Origin of the sequence: Nocardioides sp. Soil777 (genome assembly GCF_001428425.1) — a bacterium.
In the GTDB taxonomy this organism is placed as follows: Bacteria; Actinomycetota; Actinomycetes; order Propionibacteriales; family Nocardioidaceae; genus Nocardioides; species Nocardioides terrigena.
Genome location: NZ_LMSN01000010.1, coordinates 1 through 26,944 on the forward strand (window position 1 = coordinate 1; position 26,944 = coordinate 26,944).

Below are 26,944 nucleotides of genomic sequence, written 5' to 3' on the forward strand. Positions count from 1 at the left end.
CGTCGCATACGAACATCAAACTCCGCGCCGTTGCACAAGAACTCGTGTCCGAGGCAAACACCAAGTAGGTGGGCCCGCAGCACGACGGACGTTCTCATCTGCCGCCCCGAGTGCGTACGGCCCCTGTCGGGCACCTCGGGGTTGGTGCTGGACGGACATCGCCCGAGGAGGTCGTGTCCAAGCTTGTCCTCCGGGGCGGGCGTGCCTGTTCGCGGTTTCAGCCGTCCCGCCTGGGGCGGGCAGGTCACCATGTCGGTCAGAGTTCTGCTGCCACAGCGCAGGGAGCCTGACCGCGTCGAGACCCGCCGGGCCTCGGCGCGGCGGAATAGTATTCCTCCGCCCCGAGGCCGGTCGTGGTCAGGGGTAGATCTCGCCGGCGAACCAGGTGCTGGCGTCGATCCACTCGCCGTTGCCGCCGCCGCCCCAGCCGTTGTTGACGTAGAACGCGGTGTCCGTGACGGTCTCGGTCCAGTCCCACCAGAGGAAGGAATGGCGGACGGTTCGATGTTGCCAGGCGTATCCCCACGCAACGGGGTAGTGGCTGAGCCAGCCGGTGCCGATGACGGCAGGCGTGCGCCGGTAGGCGATCGAGTTCGCGGCGTAGTTGGCCAGCCGGGTTTCGTGGATGCCGAGGGTGTTCCAGTGGGTGTCGAGACGTGTGTAGCTGCGGCCGTTCAGGTACTGCCACGCGCCGGGCATGTCCCATGGGGCTGTCGCTCCGGAGCCAAAGGCGCAGAACGTGTCGACCTGCCCCCGGAGTTCGCCAATGACGTTGTTGACGCCCCCGTCCTGGGAGATCGGCGCCACGACGTCATTGCCGCGGCCGCCGTTCTCTCGGTAGAGACCGTTGCGACCGGACCAGTAGGAGTTGCCGCCCGCGGCCTGGCGGTCTCCCCAGCTGAACAGGATGCCCCAGGAGGTGGGTCCGCAGCCGACTGCGCACCCGGCGAACGGGAATTGGTTGTAGCGAGGCTGGTCGCCGGCGCCGCCGGCCCAGAAGTAGTTCCAGCTCATGTCAGTGCTCCTCTCCGAGCGGACCGATGCGGTTGCCGACGGTCGAGGGTGCCTGGTCGGGCACGATGAAGTACCGGAGCCGCTCTTCGCTTGCTGCGTATCGCAGGTGTACCTCGAAGCTCGTGTCCTTGACGCTGACATCGGCGCGAGGTCGCAGGAAAAGCTTTGGTGGGAGTGGTTGCGGGTTGAGCTCGGCGCTGACCATGTCGGCCGCCGGGCCTTCGATGGTGAAGTCGCCCTCCTCGAGGAGCCAGACCGTGTGCGTGGCGCCGGAGTGGATGCCTTCGCCGTATGTGTCTGTGAGCTTCTCGGTCTCCCAACGTGGTGCGGCGCGCTCCGCGAGCGAGGCCAGGTGAAGTCGGTAGGAGTCTGCGTACCCCTGGGTCAACTCGTTCCAGGAGCGCCACTCTTCGAGCTTGACGGGGCGCTTCTCCCGGGAAGTTCGAACACGCTGGGGGTCGGTCTTGTCGCCGTCCTCCGTGTCATGGGCAGCGGCTGGGACCGTGGTGGCGTACCCGGCGGGCAGTCGCTTCGGCAAGTCGTTTGGCAGCCCGGTGAGCTTGGGCGGCATCGTGCCGATGTGGCCGACGAGGTTCCCGCGGTCGTCGACCCCGGCGTAGCAGAGCGCGTCGAGCTTGACGATGCGGTTGATGGTGCCGGATTGGTCGAGCTGGCGGCTCGGGGGCGCGAGGTCGAGGCTGAAGTGCGGCACGGGAACGTCGTGGCCGCCGGTGGCGACGACGATGAATCCTTGCTCAGCGCGGCCGGCCTCGCCCTCAGGCACGGGCAGCTTGGTGGGGAGGCCGGCGATCTCGATCTCCCAGTACGCGATGTCCGCCAGATCCGGCCGGTACATCGGTGTGGCCTCTCCGAACCGCGGTTCTGCCTTTCGGAGCCTGGTCGGTGAGAGGCGGTCGCCGACAAGAGCGGCGACGGCGCGGGCGGCACGACGACGGACGTCGAGCGGTACCTCCTCGAACGGAATTCTCATGTGCTGCATCCCCCTTGCGGTTGCGTGTGCGGTCGCCCGCCGTACACATAGAGAGCGTCCGGTGTGCCCGTCTGATACCCCCGTGCGTCGGGTCAGCGACGGAGGACTGCGTCCTTTCGCCCATCGGGCTGCGCCCGGCGCCGACGGCCGACTGATCCGTCGGGACGAAATGCGCCTCTCAGTGCATGGCCGACATACGTCCCGACGTAAGAACAGTCCGTGGAGGTTCATGCCCGCGGTGCGGTGGGCGGTTGCCTCAGCCCGGGCGGGGAAGACCGCCGAAGTGGTGCTCGCAGGGGTGCCGCAGAGCGGCCTATGAAGAACGTCGGGCGGCGGCTGCTGGCGTGCTGGCGATCGAGTTCGTCCGCCCCGCCGCGACATCGTCCGAGCACGACCTGGGGGAGTGCGCGTCGCGAGTAGCGGCTTCGCCGACGGCGTGCAGACGCGTGCTGCAGGAGATGACCCAGTTGGCCCGGCGGGGCAATCTGTCGGACCCGAAATGGTCACCGGTCATCGAGGCTGTCGGTCGGTTTGCCGACGCCCTGGTCCAGCGACGCGCCTCGAAGTCCCGTTTTCAACGCTGAGAGGTCCTCGTAAGACGCCGGAACGTTTCGTACGGACGGATAACCAGACCGGCAGTGGGCCTCTATGTCTACTGTCGATTCCGGGCAGGGGTCCGGAGTAGCCTGCCGGGCAGGTGGGTGCGGTGCGAACGCCTCAGCGAAGAGCAGGAGGCTGAGAATTCTGCCGTGCTGCTGGCCTTCAGGCCGTTAGCCGCGCCTCGTTTGCGTCGTCCGCACCCACCGCCAACAACTGTCCACCGGCGACGGGTGGTCGTGGTCGCTGCACTGGTGAGGTGTGTGGTGAGTCCGGTGGTGAGGCGACCGGTTGGGTGCCAGCGGAGGCCTTCTCGGCGTCGGTGCGCATGGTGCGGTAGATGATGTCGGAGAGCCTGCGTTTGAGGCAGCGGATCGCTTCGCGGCTGGTCTTGCCCTCGGCTCGTTTGCGGTCGTAGTAGGCGCGGCCCTCGGTGTCTGCGCGGATCTGCGTGATCGCGATCGTGTACAGCGCACGGTTGAGCTGGCGGTTGCCGCCGGGGTTGAACCGATGCCGCACCGTTCGGCCCGAGGAGGCCGGTAGGGGAGCGGTGCCGTTGCTGGCCGCGAAGGTGTTCCGGTTGGGATAACGGCGTGCGTCGACGACCTCGGCGAGGAACCGGGCGGCGACGAGGGGGCCGATGCCGTACTCGTCGGTGAGCGTGGTGCCGCTTGCTTTGACCAGGGCGGCGATCTGCCGCTTCAGTTCGGCTGCTTCGGTGTCGATCGCGGTGACTCGTTCGAGTCGTCGTCGGCACAGGTCGGCGCGGACGCTGCGGTCGTGCTCGAGCAGGGCCAGGACGGCGCGGACCCGGGTGCGGGTGGTGAGGTTGGCGACCTGGGTCTGGTAGCCGGGGGACAGGCCGGTCAGGTCGGCGTGGACCCGGTTGACCAGGGCGGTGCGTTCTGCGATCAGGTCGTCGCGGTAGTCCAGGAGGGCACGCAGGTCCGCGGCGGGACCGGTGGCGAGCCGGACGGGTGGCAGCTCAGGTTCGCGGGCGGTGATCCGGGCGATCGCGAGCGCGTCGACGGGGTCGGTCTTGCCCTTGCCGGGCTGGGCTCGTCGCTCGCGTGAGGTCATCAGCGTCGGCACCTCGACGACGACCGTGTCCCGTCCGGGGTGCCATTCGATGGCCAGGTGGACGGCGATGGCGCGACCCTCGCGTGAGGTCATCAGCGTCGGCACCTCGACGACGACCGTGTCCCGTCCGGGGTGCCATTCGATGGCCAGGTGGACGGCGATGGCGCGACCGAAGTTACCGGACCCCCCGATGCCGACCCGGGTCACCTGGTGGGTGTCGAGGAGTCGTGCCAGGACGAGGAATCCGGGTTCGGTGTTGGGGAACTCGCGGTGGGCCAACTGGCGGCCGCTGTGGTCGATGACGGCGACCGCGAGGGTGTCTTTGTGGGTGTCGATGCCGGCGAACAAGCTGGTCTCCTTCAGCGGGTCCGGAGCAGCGGGGGTCGGCGACGCGCATGCACTTCTGGGGACCGGAGTTCGAGCTTCAGCTGACGGATTCCCATGCCTCTATTGAGCGTCACCGCCGACCACCGGACGCCGCCGGGAGGCATCCACTCTGAGAGCCTCACCCGCGCCTGCAGGGCGTGGATGGGCAGCGTGAGGTCGGGCCTTCCCGGCGACGTTTGCGGTCCGGAGTTTCGTACGGACGACAGGGACTGTTCCAGAAGTGCATGAGGTGTGAAGGCTCGCGGGCTCCGTCCGCTCATCGGGAGATGGGAGTCGCGGGGTCGCCGGTGACGTCGGGTCATAGCGGGGCAGGGTGGGCCAGTGAGGTGTCTGACGCGGGGTCTTGGGGTGCCTTTGGATTGTTGCTGCGAGCACGAGGGTCTGTATCCCGGCAGAGGACATTCCGAGCGACGCCCGGCCCGGCCGCCCGGGCCGCCGGCGGGTCTGGTGAGGGAGTTGAGCGGCACGGACGAGCCCTCACCTCGGGTGTCGTCTACGATCGGCGCGCCGGTCCGTCGCGTCAACATTCCCCCGTGTGTGCCGCGGCGGGCCGGTCTTTACTCCGATCGTCATCGTTCAGAAGGCGGTGAACGATCGGGGGAGTTACCCCGAAGTGGGCCTAGCCATCCTGCGAGGGCGAGCCTACGGTCGAACTGACGCCCGACGCTGCGTGACGCTCAGCTCTTCGGCCTCGCGGCAGGCGCCAGCCAGCCGCCCACGTCGCTCCCCCCGTGCGTGGGCGGTTTTGCGTTCGATCTCGCAATGATTGGGTCTCCCCCCATCGGCCGCACAGACCGGCGTCGGTGCGCTGGCCTGACAGATGGATCACCCTCTGTGGGTGGTACCGACGCGCACAGTCCCGCCTAGCATCGGGCTCGTGGTTCGCGGTCGGGGGAACAGTTCCGGCCATCATCCGACCGCCCGCCGGGCACGCTCCGGCGGGCGGTCGAGTGGCCTAGCATCCGGCCTGTGCCCTCCCACGTCTACCCGCCAGGCGAGCGGCCCGCGGTCGAGGTACTTGTCGATCATGTCTGGCACCCCGGCGAACTGCGTATGTGGTCCCAGCGCGACGACGGCACGTGGTGGGTGAACGTGAACTGGAGTCGCGACGGCATGCGCCACGTCGGCAGTTTCCCAGCCAATCGGGTGCGCCTCGACAAGTCCGAGTGGCGCCCGGACTGGTGACAACCGTCACCAACTTTCGGCACCTTCGCTGTTCACCCCCGCTGTAACCGGACCTCGGCCTAGTCTTTATGTCGCCTCCTGGGAGGGAGTCTGCCCCAGCCTCACGGCGGGCGGATCACTGCTGGCGAGTGTGAGTGGCTCCGGCCCGACCCACACCCCGGCCAAGCACGTGAGCATCGTCTGCCGGCGTCGTCGGAGCCCACCCCATGGGGCTCCGACGACGCCGCACCCCGCATGCCGGGGGACGGCGTGGGGTACGTCAGGTGTGCACCCACAACGGGGGTGGCTCCAGGGCCACTACCAGGGGGTGTGTGCCTTGAGCCATCAGGGTGCGATCGACGCGGCGCCCCGTCTCACGCTCTCCCGTGACAGGACGGGGCGTCGCCCAGCGCGAAGCGCGCGGTCTGACGTCGGGGTAGCTACCCGCCGTTGTCGTCCTGGTCGTCCCACCACTCGCGGTCGCGTTCCTCGAGTACATCCTGGAGGACGCGCCACGCTTCGTAGTCCTCGGCGGGCTCCGGTGCAGGCTGGGTCACCCAACCATGGTGCTCCCGACCGGTCCGTAGACGCCACGGAGACTGGCGCCCATGCGCGGGCGACCAGTTGAGTCAGCCATTGCCAACATCGGCGCCCGGCCGGAGGGGTGCGCCGCTTCTCGACGATGTAGTTCCGGGTCGCGATCCAGCCTTGGCCGCACGCCACGCGATCGCTGCATCGCTGGGCCTGTGCCACCGCCCATGCCGGCGCCGTGAGACAAACGGCTCAGGTGGCCGGTCATGGTCGCGTCGTAGACACGTCGAGGGTGTGTGCGCTTCGCCGAGCGGGTGCGCGGCTGGCTGCGCACGACCGAGCGAGAACAGCCACCGAGTGCTGCGCCCGGACTCCCAAGAACAACGACCTGCTTCGGGGACGATGTGAACGAACGGGTCAGGCGACTCGGGACTCCGAGCCGGCGCGGAGACGGTGGCCTGGGACTGTCGGCAACGGCTTCCAAGGGCGGGTTCGAGCTGGGTGCCCACATCGAGCCAGAACGAACTTGCCGACGTGCTGACGAACCCGGGCACGAGAGACCCATCTGAGCGTCCTCCGCGACCGCGTTCCCAGGCGCTCCTCGAGCCTGCGGAGGTGGTCCACTGAGGGCGAGGGCGGAGGAGCCGTGCCCGCGCCGCAGGGTCGGCCTATTGCGGGAATCCCTCCCCAGGTGACCTCGCCCCTACATGACGGCGGACACGCGGGGCCACGATTCCCAGATGGCGTGGTTCCTGCGAGCAATTGAGCAGCCCGACGGACGGTGGGCTTGTCGCCGCGGCGGGCACGAGTACGACGTGCACGAGTCCTTGGAACAAGACCAGGCGCACAGCACGGTGGCGGCCATGATCGGCCGGACGCCGAGTTGTTCGAGGAAGTCGGGACGCCAGGACCGCACGATCGCTTGAAGGGGCTTTCTCGTGCTCGTCGGCCTCTTCGGACCCGGCGGGCCAGGGACCGCAGGACGGTCACAGTGGTGGTGGTTTCCACGTCCCACCCACAGCCCAGCACCATCAGGCTGCGAAGAGAATTCTCACAGTCAGGCGAAGTCGGCGCTGATCCTCTGCTGCTGGCCGTCGACGGTGACCACACCGCCGTACGGCAGCACCACCTTCGGGGAGGTGTGCCCGAAGTCGACGTCCATCACGACGACGAGCTCCGGAGAAAGCCCTCCATCCCATCCGGACAGAGGGCCACTCCGTACGTCCCTAGAGGATGACCTGTGCGCAGTCGGCAGGGCTACCTGTGTTGTATCCGTACATGAAGAACTGTGCGCGTTCTTCACCAGAGGGGTACCCGGCTGACGAGTACCCGAACGAGATCAGCATTGCGATGGCTTCCTCGATGTCACCGCCCTCAAGGATTCCCTGGTAGTACGCCGAGTAGGCCCAGGTCCCTGCGAGGCAGTCGGCAAACCCTTCGGTCTGGTACTTGCTGAACACCTGGCCGGCGTTGGGCCACAGCTCCCAGGTGATGTTGTGCCCGAACTCGTGGGCCATCGTGAACGCGACCGCGAAGTCGCCTGGCTGGGCTGACGCCGTACCTCCCAGGAGGGTGGCGTAGGCGCCGTTCCAGATGTTCACTGCTGCCTGCTGGGGGAAGATGATGTAGTCGCTAACCGGGCAGAAGTAGACGGACGTGTCGTCCACCGCGTACGACTGAGTGCAGGCGTCGTAGATCGCTTCTCCTACGGATGGGAAGTAGTGGTAACCCGTGGTGGTTCCGTAGCCCCAGGCGTTGTAGTTCGCCTGCCAGTAGTTGGCCACGTTCTGGTAGACGTTCTCCTGGTAGGTCGCCATCAGTGGGTTGGACGCTTCGACCTGCCCGGTCAGTCCTGACCTGAGTCCGGTGCTGCCGGCTGGTGCGGCAGGAACAGGAGGCACTGTCGTCGGCGTCGGTGGGGCTTCGACGATGGTCAGCGTCTTGACCGGCGACTTGTCGAGGGTTCGTCCTTTGGCTACCAGGCGGACGCGGATCTTCGACGTGCCGGCTGTGTCCGACTTGAACTTGATGGAGTACTTGCCGTCGTTCTGCCTCTTCTTAATCCCGATTCGTGCCCAGCCTGCCTTGTTGGCGACCGCTGTTCTTGCCCCGGGGGTTGGGAATCGCGAGGACCCGGCCTTCCACTCGACGATGAGCGTCTTGTTCTTGGCCCGACCCGTGCGGGCGATCTTGCCCTTCACGGCCCACGTACCTCCGGTCACTGCACCGTCGACGTCCTTCATCGTGACCTTGGCGCGAGCTTCTCGTTCGGAAACCGGAGCGGCTTCGGCTGGGCTGATGGTCAGAGCACTCGTCAGCACGAGGGCTGCGAGCACCACTGTGGCTTTCGCCCGTGTACGGTCCATGTCCTTACTTTCTGTGAGCAACAGAGATGGAAGCCCGAGCGACCACGGCCGCGGCCCCGACCTGGGGCCTGCACTTGCAGCATGCCTCCGCCCGGGCTCTCAGCACATCTCCGAATCCGGGTATGTGCACCACGTTGGTCAACGTGTCGTCAGCCGACGGGTCCACTGCGAGACTCAGCCCCCGGCCCGCCGATCAGCACCGCCACGCCCAGCAGCATCCGGTCCTTAAGCCTGACCGCCAGGACGAAAAGGACTCCGTAGAACACGAGGACCAGGTCGCTCCACCCGGCAACAGCCAGCACCGCCCCCAGCGCCGCGACGAATGCCGCCCGGCGCAGCAGCACGCCCGCGCCGACGCCTCTGCGGCGCACGATAAGCGCCACCCCCACCCCAGCAAGAAGGAAGAACAGCAACCGGTTTCGGTTCGTCGCGACCGCCTCGACCACCTCGAGCCACGACGCGCCCGCGTCTGCTGCGTCTCCGGCGAGGTCGGACCGGGCGTGCGCCAAGACCATCCCGCCACATCTATCAGGCGCGCCAGGTCCAGGCCCGGCGGGCGCCGCAGCCTGGCGGCGTGTGCAACCCCGTGCGTCATCCGTCCACAGTGAACGGGCCCCGAGAACGCCACCATCGGGGTTGACCCCTGCGGTCCACGACCCGCCGACACCCTGGAGCTGGGCGGCCGTTGCCGAGTCTTACAGCCGCACGATGAGGTGGGCAGCCCTGCGACGCAGGCGGCTGGGAAGCCTCAGCGTCACCCGGCTCTGGGCGCGGTAGCGCGGCAACTCGACGGCCGTCGGAGAATGGCCGAAAAGGCGCTCGAAGTGGCGAACCAGCGCGTCGTCGGAGTCGGGCGGCGGAAACATCTCACTCACGGCGACGCTCCTCACGGGAACCTGAGCAGCGCACTGCCAGGCGATGTGACGACGGTACGGCACTGACCGGTCGCGGTCCATGGCCGTCATCTGGGGGCAATGACCTTGCGCGAGGCTGACTGTGGCGTGCGGGCAGAGTCCGGTAGGGCCAGGGGGTGGCTGTCAGATCGGGCCGCGGTGGGAGGCGAGTGAGCGACCGGTGAGTCTCGACGTCAGCACTGGGACCGGGAGCGCCAGGAGCTGAGCGCGGTGGCTGGGGTGATCGGCGTCCACAGAGTCCGTTCCACAGCAGAGGGCGATGCGCCGTCGACCACGGCGCCGACCGCCATGAGCTCGCTCAGGGCGGTGAACCCGCCCCGACACGCCGCCGTCCCCATGGCGCGCCTACCGCTAACGCCACCCGAAAGCCCCCGACGGCGGCCAACGCCCCGGCGGTCGCCTGCTCGGCTCGTGTGCCGTTCATCGGGATTCCGTCGCGGCGGCCGCCGTGGCCAGGGCGGCCCGGTCGACACCCAGGGTGTCGAGAGCGCGGACGAAGGTGCCCCGCTCGAGCCGGCATGCTGCGGCCAGGATATCGGCGCCGCGCAGACGAGCCGGTCTCCGCTCCTTCGAGAGCGCCACCGCGTCCTGGAACACCTGCTGTGCCTGGGGTGTCGACTGGAGGGCCATCCGGACCGGTGCGCGCAGCGGCGACGTGTCGTGAACCTCGCCTTGCACGTCCACCCCGACGGCGGGCAGGGCGTTGCGGTGAACCGCCTCGACCGCGTCCCGCAACCGATGGGCATCCACACCGACCCGGGCGAGGGCGCGGGCGGCTGTGCCATCCGGCAGCGCCGCTGCCGCGAGGACCAGGTGCTCCGGACCCGGGCGCTCCACCCCCGCCCGGCGGGCCTCAGCCTCCGCCGCGGTGAGCATCCGGCCGATCGTGCGTACGTCTCGACCAGCATCAAAGAGCCTCATCGTTCCCCTCCTCGTCACGACCCCGCCTGGCACGGACCTCGGCTGCGAACTTCTTGTGCGCTGCTTGGGCGCTGATGTCGAGCGCCTGCCCGATCTGCGCCCATGTCCAGCCCTCTGCGATGGCCTCCGTCACCGCATCCATCTCGAGTCGGCTCGCCAACTTTCGCAAAGCCGTCACGGCAGCCAGCGCGGCCTCCGGCTCGTGGGCTGAAGGCGGTGGTCCCGCTACCGACATGTCATCAACTTATGTTGATGCGCTCGGTTCGGTTCGTCAACGGAAGTTGATGCGACGGTTTCCGGTCCTCGCGTGGGAACACGAACGCAACCGGAGGCAGGTCCGGGCCGGGGTCATCGGGAGGGGTCAGGCGGCGGCGCAGGCCTTGGAAAGAACCGGCGGTGGACTCAACACCGACCAGCCTGGCCACCTCCGAGGCGTCGCACCGGACTGTCAGTATCAAGCGCGCGGGGTGCGGCACGGACGACGCTCGGGGTACTGGGTCGTCTCGCTGGCGCGGACCGCTGAGGTGCGCGGTAGACGCTTCAGTGAACAAGCATGCCGTGAAGGCGCGGTGCATTGAGACCGCGGGGTCGCCCGTGTTCGAGCTGGTTAAACACCGGAGAGAGATCGTTGAGTCTGGTGCTTGCCAGTCTGACGACATAAGGGATTGACGACATCGTCTCCGGATGGTCGCGACCCCGGCCGATGCATCTAGTGGCGCATCGACGGAACCAGGTGTCGAACCTTCCGTGGATCCGAGGCGGCCTGCGGCTATGCCGCGGCTCAGGGCAGCTCGGACCGGAGTGGCCGAAACTCGGCCACGAAGACGTGCTGGCTGCCGTCGAGACGTCGTGTCCGGATGAACAGGTCTACGGGAGCCTCATGACCGTCAGCGCGGCGGACCGGGACCCTGACCCATTGGTTGAGCAGAACATCGCGACCGTTGGTGGCGTGCAAGGTGATGCCTGCGATGTGGGCCTGCTGGTATCGGGTCGGCACCACCACGAGAATTCGCTGCCCGAGGAGGTCGGCTTCGGTGCGGTAGCCCAGGAACTGCAGAAGGCTTGGGGAGACGGCGACGATGACGCACGCGTCGTTCGTGACGAGAACCGGCGCTCCTGCATCGACAAGGCTGTCGTACCTCTGTGCGGCTTCGTGGTCGCCATTCGGTCGGCGGGGTTTGTGCGATCCGGGTTGCCAGGCGATGGGTTCCGCGTGGGCAGCTTGGCTGATGACCTGGCTGCATAGCCAGGCGCGCATCTCAGCCATCTCAGGCTGGATGGGCGGGCTCAGCAGCTGGCCATCGGAGGCTGCAGCTCGCGCCCGTCGCAGAAGGTCGTCGAGGACCTCGAAGTGGCGAACCGAGGAGGAGGGCACGCTCAGGATGACTTCGTCGGCGGTCACCGCCGGCTCGACCGAGCTCGCCAACACGGCGTTGGGGTCCGCCGGCAGGTCCGGCGTGGGCAGCTGTTCGTTGAGGACGCTCAGGGCGGTGCTGGCGGCTGCGTGGTCGCCGATCGCGTCGTCGTCTTCGAGGGAGTACAGGAGGTACTCGCGCAGCAAGGTTGCGGCATGCTCCTGCCACGCCCAGTGCATCACCAGCGGGACGCGCCGCAAGACGATGTCGACGGCGCCCGGGGACGGCCGGGCCGTGGGTGGCCGGGGAATGATCACATCGGTTGGGTCACCGATCTCGAACCAGACGATCTTCCCATCGTCGGTCCGGGCCGCATCCCACCGATCAGCGTGCTCCTCGACGAGCACGAGCCCGCGGCCGGTGCCGGCGGTCGCCGCTCGATGGCGGACGACGGGCAGGTGGACGCTTCTGTCCTCAACCTCGACGCGCAGGGCGGCGCGTTCGGCGGTGATGCGCAGCCGGACCTGTGTGCCGGCGTGCACCACGGCGTTGGTCACGAGTTCGGAGACCACCAATTCGGCCCGCTCGCGCAGATGCGCCGCACCCGCTTGCTCCAACGCCGCCCGCACAGCGCGCCGAGCCCGACCCACGGTCCTCGGCTCGGCAAGCATCGTCAGCTCGATGGTCGCGGATGCGCTCACGCTTCTCACGATAGTCGTGGGGCGTCCGATGTGCTCGGACCACCGAATGCGCCGTAAGGGTTAGGAACGCCTGTAGGACACGGCGCAATTGTGGCGCTGTTGAGATCCGGTCCTCGAACCCCTGGCGCATGGGCGACAAGAGCCGCACTGCCGGCCCGCTGCCCTCCTTCAGCCACGTCGGCAACGGCCGCGACAACACCGCAAAGGGGAGCACGGGTCATGAAGATCGGACTGCTTACCCGCATGCAGTTCAACGAAGAACCGGGTGGGCTCGCGACGATCGCATCGCGGCGCCCCCGGGTTGCCGACCTCGGGCTTCCCCCGTGGCCGGGCCAGCCAATCCGCGATGGGTGTGACTCCGAACACAGATCACCCCGGCTCACAGACGAGTCTCGGGCTGCCCGTGTCGGCGCACCTTCCGCCGATCCGAGCCGAGATCAAGGGAGTAGTTGCTGATGAACCGCTCACGACCCACCAAGCGGCACGGGGCAGTCGCCCTGGCCTGCGCCGGGGGCATGCTGACAGCCGTCGGCGTCGCCGGCCTCGGTCCGCTCGCCGCCACCGCGTCGAGCCACCGAGAGGCCCCGCTCATCGCAGGGATCCCGCAGTACGACACGACGGACCTCTACGCCTTCCGCAGCCCGGAGAAGCAGAGCACCGTCACCTTGGTCGCCAACTGGCTGCCCTTCGAGGAGCCCGCCGGGGGCCCGAACTTCTACAGCTTCGCCACCGACGCGCAGTACGACATCCACGTCGACAACAACGCGGATGCCAAGCCCGACGTGACGTTCCGGTGGACCTTCAAGGACCACTACGTCACCAAGGACACGTTCCTGGCCGCCACCGGACCCGTCACGTCCCTGAGCGACAAGGACCTGAACTTCTACCAGACCTACAAACTGGTCCGGATCAACCACAAGTCCGGCAAGGTCAAGAAGGTCGTCAACAACAAGCGGGTCGCCCCGTCCAACATCGGCAAGGCATCCATGCCCGACTACCCGGCGCTGCGCGCCCAGGCGACCACCACCCCGGAGAAGAACGTCAAGTCCTTCGCCGGCCAGGCCGAGGACCCGTTCTTCCTCGACCTGCGCGTCTTCGACCTGCTCTACGGAGGTGATCTCTCCCAGACTGGCGACGACACCCTCGCCGGGTTCAACGTCCAGTCGGTCGCCCTCCAGGTGCCGAAGCGGTGGCTCGCCAAGAAGAGCAACGCCGAGAAGAACCCGGTCATCGGGACCTGGTCGACGACGCAGAAGAGGTCCACCAACGGCAAGTTTCAGCAGGTCTCCCGCCTGGGCAACCCGTTGGTCAACGAGGTCGTCATCCCGCTGAAGCTCAAGGACGGCTTCAACGCCTCCAAGCCGACCCAGGACGGGGCGGCGCTCAAGTACGTCACCAACCCCGAGCTGCCCAAGCTCGTCGAGGCCGTCTACGGCATCGAGGCGCCCAAGACCCCGCGCAACGACCTCGTGTCGGTGTTCCTCACGGGCGTCGAGGGACTCAACAAGGCCAAGGGCAAGGTGACTCCGAGTGAGCAGCTGCGCCTGAACATGTCGACCCCGGTGACCGCGGAGCCCAACCGGCTCGGCGTGATCGGTGGAGACACCCAGGGGTTCCCCAACGGCCGCCGACTGGGTGACGACGTCATCGACATCGCGCTCCAGGTCGTCGAGGGCGAGCTCGTCGGCTCGGCGAACGACCTCGGGGACGGTGTCGACGCGAATGACGCCGCCTTCAGCGGGAAGTTCCCCTACCTGGCTCTCCCGGCCAGCGGCAGCAACGCCGATCCGCACCCGTCCACGGGTGGAGCGGCGAAGCAGTCGGCCGACACGAGTGGTCTTGTGCAGGGCGTCCTGCCGAGCCGCCAGAACTCCTTCGCGTTCGTCGGTGTGGGGCTCATCGCCCTGCTCGGCGGCATCGGCGGCGCTGCCCGCCAGAAGCGCAAGGACTGACCCTCTCACCAGCCCGGCCGCGCGGCGTACGCGTCGCGCGGTCGGGCTGCACCACCGCTCATCGTCGGAAGGACGTCCCATGCGCAAGAGCCTCACCGTGATCGGCATTGGCCTCGTGCTTGCCGTCGCCGGGGGCCTCGGTGTCGCGACCACGTCCGGTCCCGCGGACGTCCGTCCGGCCGCCTCGGTGGCCCGGGTCGTGCCCGACTCCGGGCAGGACCTCGAGGCGAGCATCGTGGCGTTGCAGGACACCCTGCGGCGCGTGCCCGGTGACCACTCGTCCTGGGCCAACCTCGCGGTGGCGTACGTCGAGCAGGCACGCGTCACCGGCAACGCCACCTACTACGAGAAGGCCGACGAGGCCGCCGCACGATCCTTCGAGGTCGCGCCGGACGACAACTTCGCCGCCCTGGCGGCCCGGGCCGCGATCTCCTCGGCGCGCCACGACTTCTCGGACGCGCTGGCGCGCGCCGACGAGGCCCTGGACATCAACCCGCGCGACCTCGGTGCGCTCGCGGTCCGTGTCGACGCCCTCAACGAGCTCGGCCAGTACGAGGAGCAGATGAAGGCCCTGCGCACCGCCGACCGGCTCCAGCCCAGCACGGCCGTCGCCACGCGCTACTCCTACGCCTACGAGCTCCGCGGCGACCTCCCACGCGCTCTCGACATCCTGCGCCGCGCGGCTGCCGCCGGCTCGCGCGCCGACCGGGCGTACACCCTGACCCTCGCCGCCGACATCCTCCGCAAGCAGGACCTGCTCGCTGCGGCCGGCCGCCAGCTCGACATCGTCCAGGAGGCCGTTCCCGGCTACCTGCCGGGGCTCGTGTCCTCGGCACGGCTCCAGGTCGCGCGCGGCGATCTCGACGGTGCGGTGGAGACCTGGCAGGACGTCGTCTCCCGCCAGCCCCTTCCCGAGTACCTCACCGAGCTCGGCGAGCTGCTCGAGCACCTCGGTCGACCCGACGAGGCAGATGCCCAGTTCGCCGTCGTGCGGACCACGATCGAGCTCCTCGACGCCAGCGGCGTCCGCACCGACCTCGAGACCGCGCTCTTCGAGGCCGACCACGGATCCGCCGACCAGGCCCTGGCGCAGGCGCGCGCCGAGTGGCAGCAACGCACCAGCGTCCACGTGGCCGACGCCCTCGCCTGGGCCCTGCACCGCACCGGTCGCGACCGCGAGGCAATCGACGCCGCCCGGGCAGCCACCCGGCTCGGCACTCCGGAGGCGAAGTTCTGGATTCACCGCGGCACCATCGAGGCCGCACTGGGGATGATCGACGAGGCCCGCACCCACCTGCGTCGCGGGCTCGGCACCGACGCCGGCCTCTCCCCGTGGCAGCGCGACCGGGCCCGCACCACCCTCTCCCAGATCGAAAGAAGCCGATGAGAGCCCTGACGCGTCTCCTGCTCGCCCTCGGTGCCATCGCCGCGAGCCTCTTCGTCACCGCCGCCCCAGCGGCCGCCCACCCGCTGGGCAACTTCACGGTCAACCGCTACACAGGGATCCTCGTTTCCCCCACCGGCGTGCAGGTGGACCATGTCGTCGACCTCGCCGAGATCCCCACCGCCCAGCTCGGGCGGGCCATCGACGACCTACCCGCCCTGGCCGAGCGCGAGTGCACGACGGCTGCCCGCGGGCTCGACCTGCAGGCGGGCGGCACCGCTGTCCGCCTCATGCTGGAGAGCTCGTCCGCCTCGCTGGGTGACGGGGAGGGCGGCCTGCCGATCACCCGGATCACCTGCGGCTACTCCGGCGCCGCGGACATCGGTGCCGGCGAGATCACCTTCCAGGACACGACCGCGCCCGGATCGGTGGGCTGGCGCGAGGTCACCGCCGTCGGCGATGAGATGACCGTGACCAACTCGGACGTCCCGAGCGAAAGCGCGAGCGACCGCCTCACCTCCTACCCCCAGGACCTGCTGCAGTCCCCTCTCGACGTCACCTCAGCCACGCTCGTCGTGTCCCCGGGCGGACCGGCCGGCGTGCTCCCGGGCGCGCAGGGGGAGGACCCCACGGCCGCCAGCGACAGCTGGCTCTCGGCCCGTGCCACCTCGCTCCTTGGCGAGAACGGCTGGGTCGCCGGCTTCCTCGCCGTCCTCGTCGCCCTCACCCTCGGCGCCACGCACGCCCTCTCGCCCGGGCACGGCAAGACCGTGATGGCGTTCTACCTCTCCCAACGCGGCGACAACTCGATGCGGTCGGCGTTCGCGGTCGGCAGCGCCGTCACCGCGGCGCACACCGGCTCCGTGCTTGTGCTGGGCGTGCTGGTCTCACTCAGCAGCGCCTTCGTGCCGGCCCGGATCTATCCGTGGCTGACCCTCGCCACCGGCCTGCTCATCGTGGGCCTCGGGCTCTACCTTCTGGCCCGGTTGCGCACCGGCGGCGCGCATGGGCATGGCCATGGCCATGGCCATGGTCACGGGCATGGTCACGGGCACGGGCATGGTCACGGGCATGGTCACGGGCACGGGCATGGTCACGGGCACGGGGTTGATCAGGATGCGGCGTACGACGACGCACCGGCGCACGTTCACGACGACCACCCGCACCCCCATCCGCATGAGCACGACCACGGTCACCCCCATGCCCCCGCCGGGACGCCTGCGCTTGCGTCGACCGGATCGGTGTCGGTCGCGACCGCGCCCGTGGTCGGGCGCGCGCCGGCGGAGCCCGCGACCGCGCCCGGTCGCTGGAGTGTGGCAGTGATGGGTTTGGTCGGCGGTCTGGTGCCCAGCCCGTCGGCTTTGCTGCTGCTCCTCGCGGCAGTGGCGTTGGGGCGGGCGTGGTTCGGCTTCGTGCTGGTCCTCGCGTTCGGCATCGGGATGGCCGTATCCCTGGCCGCGGTGGGCCTGCTCGCCCGCGACGTGGTGACGAGAATCGAGAAGTTGGCGCTCCAGCGCGGATTCCTGGCCGGCAAGGTGCGGACCGTCTTGAGGTATGGCGCCGCGTTCGGCATCTGTGTGGTCGGCGCCGGGGTCGTTATTCGCACGCTCATCGGGTTCTGACGAGAGCCGCGTCACAGTTTCTGACTGGATCTCCCATCCGGGCACCGGGTTCGCGCCGAACACACGTTGTTGCACATGGAGTGCAACAAGGACCCGGGAGGTCACCATGCACGTTCCCGACGGATTCCTCGACGCACCGACCTCGCTGGCAACGGCGGGGGTGGCGGCCGCCGGCATCGCGATTGCCCTGCGCGGTGCGCGCCGCGAGCTAGATGATCGGGTCGCACCGCTCGCCGGGATCATCGCGACCTTCGTCTTCGCCGGCCAGATGATCAACTTCCCCGTGGCGGGAGGGACCAGCGGGCACCTCATGGGGGGTGCCCTCACCGCCGTCCTCGTCGGCCCCTACACCGGCCTGCTCTGCATGACGGTCGTGCTTCTGGTGCAGGCGCTACTCTTCGCCGACGGCGGCATCACCGCCCTGGGCACCAACGTCGTGCTGATGGGGGTCGTCGCCGTCATCGTCGGCTACGCCGTGTTCCGCTGTGCCCTGGTCGTGCTGCCTAGGCGGATGTCGATGGTCGCTCCCGCCGCCGCAGTCGGCGCCCTCGCTTCCGTGGCGGCGAGCGCCGCGACCTTTGTGCTGCTCTACTCCGTCGGTGGTGTCGTCCCGATCCCGTTCGACACGCTGCTGACGGCGATGCTCGGGGTGCACGTCCTGATCGGGATCGGGGAGGCCGTGATCACGTTCGTGGTCGTCGCTGGGGTCGTCTCGGTCCGACCCGACCTCGTGCACGGCGCGCACAATCTCGTCGCCACCCGCGCGCTCGAGACTCGGACGGTCTCGGCATGAGGAGGGTCTCCACGCGCACCGTGCGCTTTACGGGTCTGGTCGTCGCGCTGGTCGTCGCCGGTGTCCTCAGCTACTACGCGTCCGCCAGTCCCGACGGGCTCAACCGTGTCGCCGGCGACCTGGGCTTCGCATCCGCCGAGCAGGCCTCCGGGGGCGGTCCGATCGCGGGCTACGAGGTGGCCGGCATCTCCGATTCCCGCCTCTCGGGCGGCCTGGCCGGGGTGCTCGGCTGCCTGGTGGTCCTCGGCCTCTCGTTCCTGCTCTTCCGGCTCCGGCGCTCGCCCGTGCCGGTCCGGGTCCGCTCGAAACATCGGGAGGGGTGATGGGCTCCCCGCACGGGCACCGGCTGCACTTCCACGGCCACTCCGTGATTCACCGGGCTCCCGCCCACGTCAAGGTCGCGGGGCTGGTCGGTTTCATGTTCGTCGTCGTGGCGACCCCGGTGGCGTGGTTCCCAGCCTTTGCGGGCTACGCCGTTGTGCTGGGCGCGTTGGTCGCCGTGTCCGGCGTACCCGTGTCCTACCTGGCGCGACGCATGGTCATCGAGACTCCGGTGCTCGTTTTCGCGGCGGTGCTGCCGTTCGTGGCCACCGGCCCCCAGGTCGAGGTCCTCGGCCTGTCGGTGAGCGAGCCGGGGCTGCTGGCCGCCGGTGGGCTGGTCACCAAGGCCACCCTCGGTGTGCTAGCGAGCCTCCTGCTGGCCGCGACCACGGACCCGCGCGACCTGCTGACCGGGCTCGAGCGGTTGCGGGTGCCGGCGCAGCTGGTGCAGATCTTGGGGTTCATGATCCGCTACCTCGACGTCGTCACCGACGAGCTCAGCCGGATGAAGACGGCCCGGGAGTCTCGCGGGTTCACCGCACGCAACCCCCGGCACTGGCCCGTGCTCGGCCGCTCGGTCGGAGCCCTCTTCATCCGCTCCTTCGAGCGCGGCGAGCGGGTGCACCTCGCGATGATCGCGCGCGGCTACGACGGGACCGCACGCCGATGACCACCCCCGTCCTCGACCTGCAGTCGGTGGCGTTCGCCTACCCCGACGGCCACCAGGCCCTCTTCGGCGTCGACCTGCACGTGCACCGCGGCGAGCGCGTGGCCGTGCTGGGCCCCAACGGTGCCGGCAAGACCACCCTCGTCCTGCACCTCAACGGGATTCTGATGCCCGGTCGCGGGACCATCAGCGTGTCCGGCCTCCCCGTCGTCAAGGAGAACCTGTCCGAGATCCGCCGGCGCGTCGGCATCGTGTTCCAGGACCCCGATGACCAGCTCTTCATGGGCAGCGTCCGCGACGACGTCGCCTTTGGCCCGCGCAACCACGGCATCCGCGGCGTCGATCTCGACCGCAGGGTGATGGCGGCCCTGGAGATGGTGGGGATGGCCGATTTCGTGGACCGGCCGCCGCACCACCTGTCGTTCGGCCAGCGGCGGCGGGTGGCCGTGGCTACGGTGCTTGTCATGGAGCCGGAGATCATCGTGCTCGACGAGCCGAGCTCCAATCTGGACCCGGCGTCGCGACGCGAGCTCGCCGACATCCTGACCGCTCTCGACGTCACCTTGTTGATGGTGACCCACGACCTGCCGTACGCCCTGCAGCTGTGCCCGCGCGCGATTGTCCTCTCTGGCGGCGTGGTCGCTGCCGAGGGACGCACCCTCGGCATCCTCACCGACGACGCTCTGATGACGTCACACCGGCTCGAACTCCCCTACGGCTTCGATCCTCATAGTCTGCGACGGTGATGAGGTGATCGAATGAAGGGACACCTTCCGATACGTCCTTGCGCCGGCTGGTCGCGTAGTCGGCTCGTATCGGTCGGCGGTCCGTCCGTAATCAGGACGAGGCGTGGATCGAGGAGCGCTGCCTTGGCTGTCCGCCACGCCCAAGGTCGTGGATCAGCAGAAGCGAACAGGCGGCGCGCGCAACAAAGGGTGAGCACGGCTGGAACGACGCCGACCTCGCTGGACGGTCACCCCGACGGGGCGGCGCCGCCGTCGGGTTGGACGAGGTACCAGTCGGGACGTAGCGGGCGACCTCTGCCTGTCGGTGCCAGCACAAATCTGTCCCCCTTCCCCTGTGGCTCCGGGTGGCTGAGGCTTGCGTGATGCGGGCTCGCGGGGGAGCGAGCCACCCGGCGGCTTGCCACGAGCGCGCGTTGAGACCAACTCGGGTGGCCGGTCAGGGCGCGCGGTAGACCTGTCCGTCGATGGTGTGTGTGCTTCGCCGAGCGGGGCAGGGCCGGCTGCGCACGACTGAGCGAGAACAGCAGCCGTCTGTTGCGCCCGGACTTCCCATGACCAACAACATGCCGTCGCCCTCGGTGGACCACCTCCGCAGGGTGGAGGAGCGCCTGGGCACAGGGTCGCGCAAGACGCTCGGATGGATCTCTCGTGCCTGGGTTCCTCAGCGAGTCGGCAGGTTCGTCGTGGCTCGGGGTCCGTGGCGTGACCCGTTCAGATCGTCCCCGAGGGGGGAGGAGACGTGCCCGCGCCGCAGGGTCGGCCTATTGCGGAAATCCCTACCCCAGGTGACATTCGCCCCTACATGACGGCGGACTGGCGGGGCCACGATTCCTGGATGGCGTGGTTCCTGCGAGCAATTGAGCTTGCCGACGGACGGTGGGCTTGTCGCCGCGGCGGGCACGAGTACGACGCGCACGAGTCCTTGGAACACTCGCTGGGACACCTCAGCCTGATTGCCGGCGAGCTCGGCAGCACGAAGTTGTTCGCACACCACCTTGACGGTCGCGTGACGCCTCACGGAGGGCGGCCCGCGCCCCCCTCGGAATGGGGGGCCACCGAGGCCGGCGACTAACGCCGAGTTCGCTGCCCGCCGCGGGGGCTGACAGCGTCGCCGAGGCCAAGATGCGCACGGTCCGGCGGGGCAGCCCGGACGCGGGGTTCCTTCGTCGCTCGGAGGCCGCGCATCCCGTCGTCGGCACTCGCTCATGCGAGCATCTCGCGCCGACGGCCGGCGGGTCGGCGCGCTGGGAGTGGTCGTGAGCTCTAACCCCAAGGATCCCCAAGGTCGATGCTGGACGATCCGTCTTACGAGGTCGGAATCGTGAGAGGAGATCGACATTCTCATCACGGTCATGCTGGTTGAGGACAACCGCGTGATGCTCGACGCGCTGACCTACGTGGTTGGTCAGCAATCCGGTCTCCAGCTCGTCGCCACGGCCGCCGACGCAGAGGAGGCGGTCACAGCGGGCCGGCGTACACGACCCCAGGTGGTCGTCATGGACGTCAGGTTGCCGGGACGCGACGGCATCGACGCCACCCGCGAGTTGTGTCGCGAGCTGCCCGACGTGCGTGTCGTCATCCTGAGCGTCACCTGCACCCGCAAGCTCGTTCGGGAGGCGTTCGGAGCCGGAGCCTGCGGCTACCTCGTGAAAGACGGGTCGCACCGACAGCTCGTCGATGCGATCCACTTCGCCGCCGACGGCGGCTGTCCCCTCACGCACGCCGCACGCAGCCTGCTCGAGGTACGAAGCGGCCCCGGCCTCCCACCCGGACAACCGAGCGACGGCCGGCGCCTCGAAACGCTGCGTTGACAAGACCTCCACCCGGCCCGCGCTCCTGACCGGGCTCCGCTGTGCCGTCGCTGCGACAGTGTCAGCAAACGTCACCCTCGACTGGTGTGGCCGACCGCGGGTTCACGCCCCTGCGGCGCTCACCCGACGGTCGGCCCCCGTGGCCGCGGTGGTCCCCCGACCCCGTGACCCCGGAGAGCGACTCTAGGCGTCAATGAGGACGACGTGCACCATTTTGTCGGTGTCCGAGACGCGCTCGCTGGTGGCGCACGGCGTGTGTGTGACACAAAGTCCACCAGTGACCGAAGCGCTGGTCTGCACGCCTTCAGGCAAAGGGCGTGGCTGTCCGATTCGGAATGCGTTGGCGTTACGTGGTTCAACCCCGTGGCGCATGGCCTCACTCGCGCAGTTCTGGTTGACCGCACGGGCCTCAGTGCGCCTCACGACCGGTTCCGATGCCCCCGCCGAGGAGATCGTTCAGAGCTGCCGCCGCGCGGGTCTGGGCGTCGTGGAGCAGGTGGGCGTAGGTGTTGAGGGTGACCTGGGCGCTGGCGTGGCCGAGGCGTTCCTGGACGACCTTCACCGACTGGCCGGCCTCGAAGAGCAGGGAGGCGTGGGTGTGGCGCAGCTGGTGCACCGTGAGGGCGGGCAGGTCGTGGTCGGGGTGCGCGTGGCGGTAGTGCTGTTGGACGCGTTGGAACGCGGCGAGCAGGCCGGACTGGGTGGCCGCGCGGCCGGGCAACGGGGGGAAGACGGGGTCGCTGGAGCGCAACCCGCGGAGCGCGGTGACGTTGTCTCGTTCCCCGGTCAGGGCGGCATGCAGGTTCCGGCGCCACTCCTGCAGCAGCGTGACGCAGGTGGTGTCGATGGTGACGGTGCGCGGCCGACCGCCCTTGACCGCACCGATCGCGTACCGGTCGCCGGCGGGCCGGGTCTCGTCGTAGTGCAGGGCACGCTCGATGCGCAGCTCCTGCTTGACGAGGTCGACGTCGCCCCAGCGGAGCCCCAACAGTTCTCCCGAGCGCAGGCCGGTGCGGGGCAGCAGCACCCAGGCCGTCGCCCAGGGTTCGTCCTCGGTCAGGGCCCAGTCGCAGAACCGGGTGAGCTGCTCGACGTTCCAGATCGCGAACGGCTTCACCCGCTTGGCGCTCTCGCCCTTGGGGCGGCCGGCGTGCTTGGAGTTGGCGGGGTTCTTGACGATCAGTCCCTCGTCGAGCGCTGCCAGGAAGATCGTGTTGACCCAGTTCGCGTACCGGGCCACGGTGGAGGTGGCCAGCCCCGGGTGTGGACGCTTGGGTGACGGCGGCTGCCGCAGCCCCCGTTCGAGCCCCCGGTAGGCCGCGGCCAGGTCGGTGGCCCGGACGTCCGTGAGCGGGACCGAGCCGATGTAGGGGTCCATCGCCTTCAGCACCCGTTGGATGTACATCCTGGTGCCGTTGCCGCAGGCGTGACCGTCGAGCCACCGTTGCCCATAGCCGCGGAAGGTGTCCCGTCCGACGGACTGCGGGATCCGGCGGAGCAGGTCGGCGCGCAGCAGGGTGAGGCCGGTCTCGGCCTCGTCGTGGCTGGTGAACCCGCCGCGGGACAGGGCCCGGGTGCCTTCCTCGGGCCGGCCGGGGTCGAGGGGCACGCGGATCTCGAAGCGCCAGCGGCGCCCGGCCTTCGTCCGGTAGGACGTGATGGACCCGGTGCCGCGCCCGCGGGCGGTGGAGGCCCGGCGCGCGGTCACGTCGAGGTCTCCTCATCGACGCCGAGGGCGCGCAAAAGGGGGCGCCGGGGGATCAGGACGCGGCGACCGATGTGGACGGCGGGGATGGTGCCGTCCTCGATGGCGTGGTCGACGGTGCGGGGGTCGAGGGAGAGGAGCGCGGCGACCTCGGCCCGGTTGAGGACCTCGCGGTCGCTGCTGCGCAGCTCGGCCCAGGTGGTGATCGGCACGGCGATGGTGTGGTTGCTCATGACGTGTACAAGCGCCACGGTCCGCGCGGGATCGGTCGCGAGGCGTCCGGATGCGGCCGGGCCGGGGCGGGGTCGCCGCCACGATGTTCTATGCCGGAGGGTCCCGTTCTAGGGTGGTTCGTCGCATGGAACGTCGCATGAAGCGCTTCGGAGGGCATTCTGAGTACCGTCAATTCTGATCTTTCCGCAGGTCAGCGCCCGGATGGGGGAGTGCGCCCGCCGGCGGCCGTCCTGTGGGACATGGACGGCACCCTCGTCGACACCGAGCCGTACTGGATCGAGACCGAGTACGCGATGGCCGCGAAGTACGGCGGCACCTGGTCCGAGGAGCACGCCCTCAACCTCGTCGGCAACGCGCTGCTCGAGTCCGGGGTCTACATCCGTGAGCACATGGGCATCGACCGCACCCCCGAGCAGATCGTCGACGAGCTGCTCGACGGCGTCGTCGAGCGGGTGCGCCGCGAGGTGCCGTGGCGCCCCGGTGGTCGTGAGCTGCTGGCCGACCTGCGGGCCCACGACGTGCCCTGCGCCCTCGTGACGATGTCGTGGATGCGCTTCGTGGAGCCGATCCTCGAGCACCTGCCGGAGGGCACCTTCGACACCGTCGTCACCGGCGACCGCGTGGAGTTCGGCAAGCCCCACCCCGAGCCCTACCTGAAGGCGGCGGCGGACCTCGGGGTGGAGGCGGGCGACTGCCTGGCCATCGAGGACTCCAACACGGGTGCCAAATCCGCCGAGGCGGCCGGCTGCGTGGTGCTGTGCGTGCCCAACCACGTGCCGATCCTCGACGGACGGCGTCGCGTCTTCGCCGGCACGCTCGCCGGCCTGACCACCGCGGACCTGGCGGGTTTCGTCAGCGGGCGGTGACGCCCTCGTCGGTGTCGACGTCCCCCGAGGGGTCCGGGACCGGCACCCGGTCGGGCAGCGGCGGTGGCGTGCCGCCGTACGACGGGCAGAACGGCTTGTAGCTGCACCAGTCGCACAGCCGGGACGGACTGGGTTGCCAGTCGCCGGTCGTCTCGCACTCGCGGATCGCCCGCCAGACCGCCTCGACCTTGCGCTCGGTCGCGAGCAGGTCAGCCTCGTCGGGCTCGTAGCGCAGGATCTCGCCGTTGCCGAGGTAGACCAGCTGGAGCACGCTCGGCAGCACGCCGCGAGTGCGCCAGACAACGAGTGCGTAGAACTTCATCTGGAACAGCGCCTTGGCTTCGAAGCCCAGCCCAGGGCTTCGTCCGGTCTTGTAGTCCACCACCCTGACCCGGCCGTCAACGGCCACGTCGAGGCGGTCGACGAAGCCACGGAGCAGCAGCTTGCTGTCCAGGACCGTCTCAACGTACAGCTCGCGCTCGGCGGGCTCGAGGCGGCGCGGGTCCTCGAGCGTGAAGTAGCGGTCGAGGACCTCCCGGCACGAGGTCAGCCACGAGGCGACGTCGGGACCCTCGTCGCCGAACATCTCCGCCACCTCGGGGGCGGCCTCGAGGAGCGCCTCCCAGGAGGGGACGAGCATGTCGGCCGCGACGTCGGGCGTGCGGTCCGCCGCGGGCAGGTCGAAGAGGTCCTCCAGCACCTTGTGCACGACGGTGCCGCGCACGGCGTCGGGCGACGGCTGCTCGGGCAGCTTGTCGATGGTGCGGAAGCGATACATCAGCGGGCAGGTCATGAAGTCGCCCGCCCGGCTCGGCGAGAGCGCGCCCAGCACGTCGACGCCGTCGACCGGGGTGGAGACCCGGTCGGCGGGTGAAGGGGCGGGGGAGCTCATGCGCCGCACCCTAGGTGACCCCGCCGACACCACGGCCCGCGGCTAGGCTCGTGGGGTGACCGAGACTCCTCCGCCGGCGGACAAACAGCGTGCCGATCGGCAGCGCCCTGCCGGCACGTTCCGCGTCGGCTCGGTCTCCGGGATCGACGTGCTGGTCACCAGCTCGTGGTTCCTCGTGGCCGCGCTGATCGCCTTCGCCATCGCCCCGCGCATCGAGCAGGTGGAGCCGGGGCTCGGCTTCTTCAAGTACGTCGCCGGCCTGGTCTTCGCCGTGATGCTCTACCTCGCGGTGCTGCTGCACGAGGCGTCGCACGCCCTCATGGCGCAGCGCTTCGGCTACGTCGTCAACTCGATCACCTTGCACTTCCTCGGCGGCATGACCGAGATCGACGGCGCCGCGCGCAAGCCCCGGCAGGAGTTCTGGATCGCCGTCGTCGGCCCGCTGACCTCGATCGCCGTGGGCCTGGTCGCCGCCGCCGCGTGGTTCGTCGTGCCCGAGGGGCTCGTCCGGGTGACCATCGAGGGCCTTGCCGGCGCCAACCTCCTGATCGGCGTCCTCAACCTCGTCCCCGGCCTGCCGCTCGACGGTGGTCGGGTGCTCAAGGCCTTCGTGTGGGGCGTCTCCGGCAACGAGCACCGCGGCACGCTGGTCGCCGGCTGGGGCGGGCGGCTCACCGCGCTCGCCGTGCTTGCCTGGCCACTGGTCCAGCGCGAGGTCTTCGACGTCGAGCCGACCCTCTTCGACTACGCCCTCGTCTTCGTGCTCGCGGTCTTCCTGTGGACCGGCGCGACGGCGGCCATGTCCCAGGCGCGGCTGCGCCGACGCCTCCCGCACCTGGTCGCGCGCCCGCTGGCGCGTCGTACCCTCGCGGTCCCGGAGGACCTGCCGCTGGCCGAGGCCGTACGTCGCGCGCAGGAGGCCGGCGCCGGGAGCATCGTCACCACCACGACCGCCGGTCGCGCCACGGGCATCGTCAACGAGGCGGCCGTGCTGGCCACCCCCGTCGACCGGCGTCCGTGGATGTCCGTCTCCGCCGTCGCCCGCACCCTCGAGGACGGGCTCTCGCTCCCCGCCACGATCGAGGGGGAGGAGCTGATCCTCGCGATCAGCCGACGTCCTGCCGATGAGTACCTGCTGCTCGAGGAGGACGGCCAGATCTGTGGCCTGCTCGTCACCGCCGACGTCGACAAGGCGTTCCGGGAGGCCCCGCGCCGCTGACCCGTGGCCGGACCTCTCGGTGGTTGAGGTGCGAGCGGAGCGAGCCTCGAAACCCCGCCCACCTACCCGGCCGCGACCGTGCTCTCGGTGGTTGAGGTGCGAGCGCAGCGAGCCCCGAACCACGCCCACCTGCCCGGTCGGGGCCGTGCTCTCGGTGGTCGAGGTGCGCGTGCAGGGAGCCTCTGAACCACGCCCACCTATCCGGTCGGGACCGTGCTGTCGGTGGCAGATGTACGAGCGCAGCGATCCTCGAAATCACTCGGGTCGCCCGGCCGCGACCGTGCTCTCGGTGGTTGAGGTGCGAGCGCAGCGAGCCTCGAAACCACGCCGGTCCTGGGTCCGTGCAAGTCGTCGAAAGTCGTGTCCACCATCCGGTCAGAACCGGTCCTTTCGGCCTCTGATTGTCGGTGGCTTCGTGTTGGCTTGGGTCATGTCATCGATCACCGCACCCGCTCTGCCGGACTCCCCGGCCGAGCTGTTGCGTGCGGTGCGCGACCAGAAGAAGGCAGCCGACAAGGCCGATGTCGAGATGATGCGCCTGGCGGTGCACTGGGCGGACCTGCACATCACGGACCCCGAGTTCGCAGAGGCGTGCTTCACGTCTCCGAAGACCTTCGCCGGGGAGGGGTCCCCGTCGATCGATGAGTTCTGTGTGCCGGAGTTCGCGGCGATGCTGGGTCGGACCAACGACAGTGCGGGGCGGTTCCTCAC

23 protein-coding genes are annotated in these 26,944 nt (G+C 69.3%); 12 read left to right on the top strand and 11 right to left on the bottom strand.

All coding sequences use genetic code 11. The annotated features are described in order from the left end of the window. Nucleotides 1-357: 357 nt before the first annotated feature. Together ASG88_RS07065 and ASG88_RS07070 are read right to left on the bottom strand one after the other, a co-directional pair. Entirely contained in the window at nt 358-1,014 is a 657-nt protein-coding gene (locus ASG88_RS07065; RefSeq protein ID WP_056886733.1) for a hypothetical protein, read from the bottom strand. Nucleotide 1,015: 1 nt separating this feature from the next. Next, on the bottom strand, nt 1,016-2,005 hold the full coding sequence (locus ASG88_RS07070; RefSeq protein ID WP_157559610.1) for a hypothetical protein: 990 nt from the start codon (nt 2,003-2,005) through the stop codon (nt 1,016-1,018). Nucleotides 2,006-2,349: 344 nt separating this feature from the next. Here ASG88_RS07070 and ASG88_RS07075 point away from each other — a divergent pair, with 344 nt between their 5' ends. Next, nucleotides 2,350-2,589, top strand: a complete 240-nt coding sequence (locus ASG88_RS07075; protein ID WP_056886735.1) for a hypothetical protein — start codon at nt 2,350-2,352, stop codon at nt 2,587-2,589. 178 nt (nt 2,590-2,767) lie between these two features. Here ASG88_RS07075 and ASG88_RS07080 read toward each other — a convergent pair whose 3' ends face one another. Further along, nucleotides 2,768-4,030: an IS110 family transposase gene (locus ASG88_RS07080; RefSeq protein ID WP_056886736.1), complete on the bottom strand. Its 1,263-nt coding sequence runs from the start codon at nt 4,028-4,030 to the stop codon at nt 2,768-2,770. 1,008 nt (nt 4,031-5,038) lie between these two features. Here ASG88_RS07080 and ASG88_RS22980 point away from each other — a divergent pair. After that, nucleotides 5,039-5,254, top strand: coding sequence for a hypothetical protein (locus ASG88_RS22980; protein WP_157559611.1), 216 nt, complete (start codon nt 5,039-5,041; stop codon nt 5,252-5,254). Nucleotides 5,255-6,990: 1,736 nt separating this feature from the next. Here ASG88_RS22980 and ASG88_RS22515 read toward each other — a convergent pair. The 5 genes from ASG88_RS22515 to ASG88_RS07115 all read right to left on the bottom strand — a co-directional run bounded on the left by ASG88_RS22515 (nt 6,991) and on the right by ASG88_RS07115 (nt 12,021). After that, nucleotides 6,991-8,130, bottom strand: a complete 1,140-nt coding sequence (locus ASG88_RS22515; RefSeq protein WP_082600068.1) for a neutral zinc metallopeptidase — start codon at nt 8,128-8,130, stop codon at nt 6,991-6,993. A 149-nt stretch (nt 8,131-8,279) separates the two neighbouring features. Next, nucleotides 8,280-8,645 carry a hypothetical protein gene (locus ASG88_RS07095; protein ID WP_056886739.1) on the bottom strand — a complete coding sequence of 122 codons (366 nt, stop codon included), beginning with the start codon at nt 8,643-8,645 and terminating at the stop codon, nt 8,280-8,282. Between the two features lie 180 nt (nt 8,646-8,825). Then, the gene (locus tag ASG88_RS07100; RefSeq protein ID WP_157559612.1) at nt 8,826-9,005 is read right to left on the bottom strand and encodes a hypothetical protein; all 180 of its coding nucleotides are present in this window, start codon (nt 9,003-9,005) and stop codon (nt 8,826-8,828) included. Between the two features lie 459 nt (nt 9,006-9,464). Beyond that, the gene (locus ASG88_RS07105; protein ID WP_056886741.1) at nt 9,465-9,920 is read right to left on the bottom strand and encodes a Clp protease N-terminal domain-containing protein; all 456 of its coding nucleotides are present in this window, start codon (nt 9,918-9,920) and stop codon (nt 9,465-9,467) included. A gap of 826 nt (nt 9,921-10,746) precedes the next feature. Further along, on the bottom strand, nt 10,747-12,021 hold the full coding sequence (locus ASG88_RS07115; protein ID WP_056886743.1) for an ATP-binding protein: 1,275 nt from the start codon (nt 12,019-12,021) through the stop codon (nt 10,747-10,749). Between the two features lie 455 nt (nt 12,022-12,476). Here ASG88_RS07115 and ASG88_RS07120 point away from each other — a divergent pair, with 455 nt between their 5' ends. The 8 genes from ASG88_RS07120 (at nt 12,477) to ASG88_RS07160 (ending at nt 21,317) form a co-directional block, all read left to right on the top strand. Beyond that, entirely contained in the window at nt 12,477-13,973 is a 1,497-nt protein-coding gene (locus ASG88_RS07120; RefSeq protein WP_056886744.1) for a DUF4331 domain-containing protein, read from the top strand. Nucleotides 13,974-14,052: 79 nt separating this feature from the next. Beyond that, entirely contained in the window at nt 14,053-15,360 is a 1,308-nt protein-coding gene (locus ASG88_RS07125; RefSeq protein WP_056886745.1) for a tetratricopeptide repeat protein, read from the top strand. Further along, entirely contained in the window at nt 15,357-16,979 is a 1,623-nt protein-coding gene (locus ASG88_RS07130) for a sulfite exporter TauE/SafE family protein (protein ID WP_056886746.1), read from the top strand. The genes ASG88_RS07125 and ASG88_RS07130 overlap by 4 nt, the downstream gene beginning before the upstream one ends. Before the next feature lie 106 nt (nt 16,980-17,085). Next, a complete protein-coding gene (locus tag ASG88_RS07135; RefSeq protein WP_056886747.1) occupies nt 17,086-17,772 on the top strand; it encodes an energy-coupling factor ABC transporter permease in 687 nt (228 codons plus the stop codon). Next, entirely contained in the window at nt 17,769-18,095 is a 327-nt protein-coding gene (locus ASG88_RS23480; RefSeq protein WP_056886748.1) for a PDGLE domain-containing protein, read from the top strand. The genes ASG88_RS07135 and ASG88_RS23480 overlap by 4 nt, the downstream gene beginning before the upstream one ends. Further along, on the top strand, nt 18,095-18,763 hold the full coding sequence (gene cbiQ / locus ASG88_RS07145; protein WP_056886749.1) for a cobalt ECF transporter T component CbiQ: 669 nt from the start codon (nt 18,095-18,097) through the stop codon (nt 18,761-18,763). Before ASG88_RS23480 ends, cbiQ begins: the two co-directional genes overlap by 1 nt. Continuing rightward, a complete protein-coding gene (locus ASG88_RS07150; RefSeq protein ID WP_056886750.1) occupies nt 18,760-19,506 on the top strand; it encodes an energy-coupling factor ABC transporter ATP-binding protein in 747 nt (248 codons plus the stop codon). Before cbiQ ends, ASG88_RS07150 begins: the two co-directional genes overlap by 4 nt. 1,352 nt (nt 19,507-20,858) lie before the next feature. Continuing rightward, nucleotides 20,859-21,317: a response regulator transcription factor gene (locus ASG88_RS07160; protein ID WP_056886752.1), complete on the top strand. Its 459-nt coding sequence runs from the start codon at nt 20,859-20,861 to the stop codon at nt 21,315-21,317. 409 nt (nt 21,318-21,726) lie between these two features. On the opposite strand, the gene ASG88_RS07165 is transcribed toward ASG88_RS07160, so the two are convergent. Then, nucleotides 21,727-23,025, bottom strand: coding sequence for a tyrosine-type recombinase/integrase (locus ASG88_RS07165; RefSeq protein ID WP_056886753.1), 1,299 nt, complete (start codon nt 23,023-23,025; stop codon nt 21,727-21,729). Continuing rightward, complete coding sequence (locus ASG88_RS07170) at nt 23,022-23,255, bottom strand: helix-turn-helix domain-containing protein (protein WP_056886754.1); 234 nt, start codon at nt 23,253-23,255, stop codon at nt 23,022-23,024. Before ASG88_RS07170 ends, ASG88_RS07165 begins: the two co-directional genes overlap by 4 nt. 210 nt (nt 23,256-23,465) lie before the next feature. Here ASG88_RS07170 and ASG88_RS07175 point away from each other — a divergent pair, with 210 nt between their 5' ends. Continuing rightward, complete coding sequence (locus ASG88_RS07175; RefSeq protein WP_268790659.1) at nt 23,466-24,122, top strand: HAD family hydrolase; 657 nt, start codon at nt 23,466-23,468, stop codon at nt 24,120-24,122. Here ASG88_RS07175 and ASG88_RS07180 read toward each other — a convergent pair. Next, nucleotides 24,109-25,014: a RecB family exonuclease gene (locus ASG88_RS07180; RefSeq protein WP_056886755.1), complete on the bottom strand. Its 906-nt coding sequence runs from the start codon at nt 25,012-25,014 to the stop codon at nt 24,109-24,111. The two genes, ASG88_RS07175 and ASG88_RS07180, sit on opposite strands and share 14 nt — an antisense overlap. A 55-nt stretch (nt 25,015-25,069) precedes the next feature. Between ASG88_RS07180 and ASG88_RS07185 the strand changes: the two genes are divergently transcribed. After that, nucleotides 25,070-26,233: a site-2 protease family protein gene (locus ASG88_RS07185; RefSeq protein WP_056886756.1), complete on the top strand. Its 1,164-nt coding sequence runs from the start codon at nt 25,070-25,072 to the stop codon at nt 26,231-26,233. The last annotated feature ends 711 nt before the right edge of the window (nt 26,234-26,944 follow it).

Excerpts from the sequence above, each read along its gene's own strand:
- ASG88_RS07065 (WP_056886733.1), bottom strand. The coding sequence starts at position 1,014 with ATGAGCTGGAACTACTTCTGGGCCGGCGGCGCCGGCGACCAGCCTCGC.
- ASG88_RS07070 (WP_157559610.1), bottom strand. The coding sequence starts at position 2,005 with ATGAGAATTCCGTTCGAGGAGGTACCGCTCGACGTCCGTCGTCGTGCC.
- ASG88_RS22515 (WP_082600068.1), bottom strand. The coding sequence starts at position 8,130 with ATGGACCGTACACGGGCGAAAGCCACAGTGGTGCTCGCAGCCCTCGTG.
- ASG88_RS07095 (WP_056886739.1), bottom strand. The coding sequence starts at position 8,645 with ATGGTCTTGGCGCACGCCCGGTCCGACCTCGCCGGAGACGCAGCAGAC.
- ASG88_RS07105 (WP_056886741.1), bottom strand. The coding sequence starts at position 9,920 with ATGCTCACCGCGGCGGAGGCTGAGGCCCGCCGGGCGGGGGTGGAGCGC.
- ASG88_RS07120 (WP_056886744.1), top strand. The coding sequence starts at position 12,477 with ATGAACCGCTCACGACCCACCAAGCGGCACGGGGCAGTCGCCCTGGCC.
- ASG88_RS07125 (WP_056886745.1), top strand. The coding sequence starts at position 14,053 with ATGCGCAAGAGCCTCACCGTGATCGGCATTGGCCTCGTGCTTGCCGTC.
- ASG88_RS07130 (WP_056886746.1), top strand. The coding sequence starts at position 15,357 with ATGAGAGCCCTGACGCGTCTCCTGCTCGCCCTCGGTGCCATCGCCGCG.
- ASG88_RS07135 (WP_056886747.1), top strand. The coding sequence starts at position 17,086 with ATGCACGTTCCCGACGGATTCCTCGACGCACCGACCTCGCTGGCAACG.
- ASG88_RS23480 (WP_056886748.1), top strand. The coding sequence starts at position 17,769 with ATGAGGAGGGTCTCCACGCGCACCGTGCGCTTTACGGGTCTGGTCGTC.
- cbiQ (WP_056886749.1), top strand. The coding sequence starts at position 18,095 with ATGGGCTCCCCGCACGGGCACCGGCTGCACTTCCACGGCCACTCCGTG.
- ASG88_RS07150 (WP_056886750.1), top strand. The coding sequence starts at position 18,760 with ATGACCACCCCCGTCCTCGACCTGCAGTCGGTGGCGTTCGCCTACCCC.
- ASG88_RS07160 (WP_056886752.1), top strand. The coding sequence starts at position 20,859 with ATGCTGGTTGAGGACAACCGCGTGATGCTCGACGCGCTGACCTACGTG.
- ASG88_RS07170 (WP_056886754.1), bottom strand. The coding sequence starts at position 23,255 with ATGAGCAACCACACCATCGCCGTGCCGATCACCACCTGGGCCGAGCTG.
- ASG88_RS07180 (WP_056886755.1), bottom strand. The coding sequence starts at position 25,014 with ATGAGCTCCCCCGCCCCTTCACCCGCCGACCGGGTCTCCACCCCGGTC.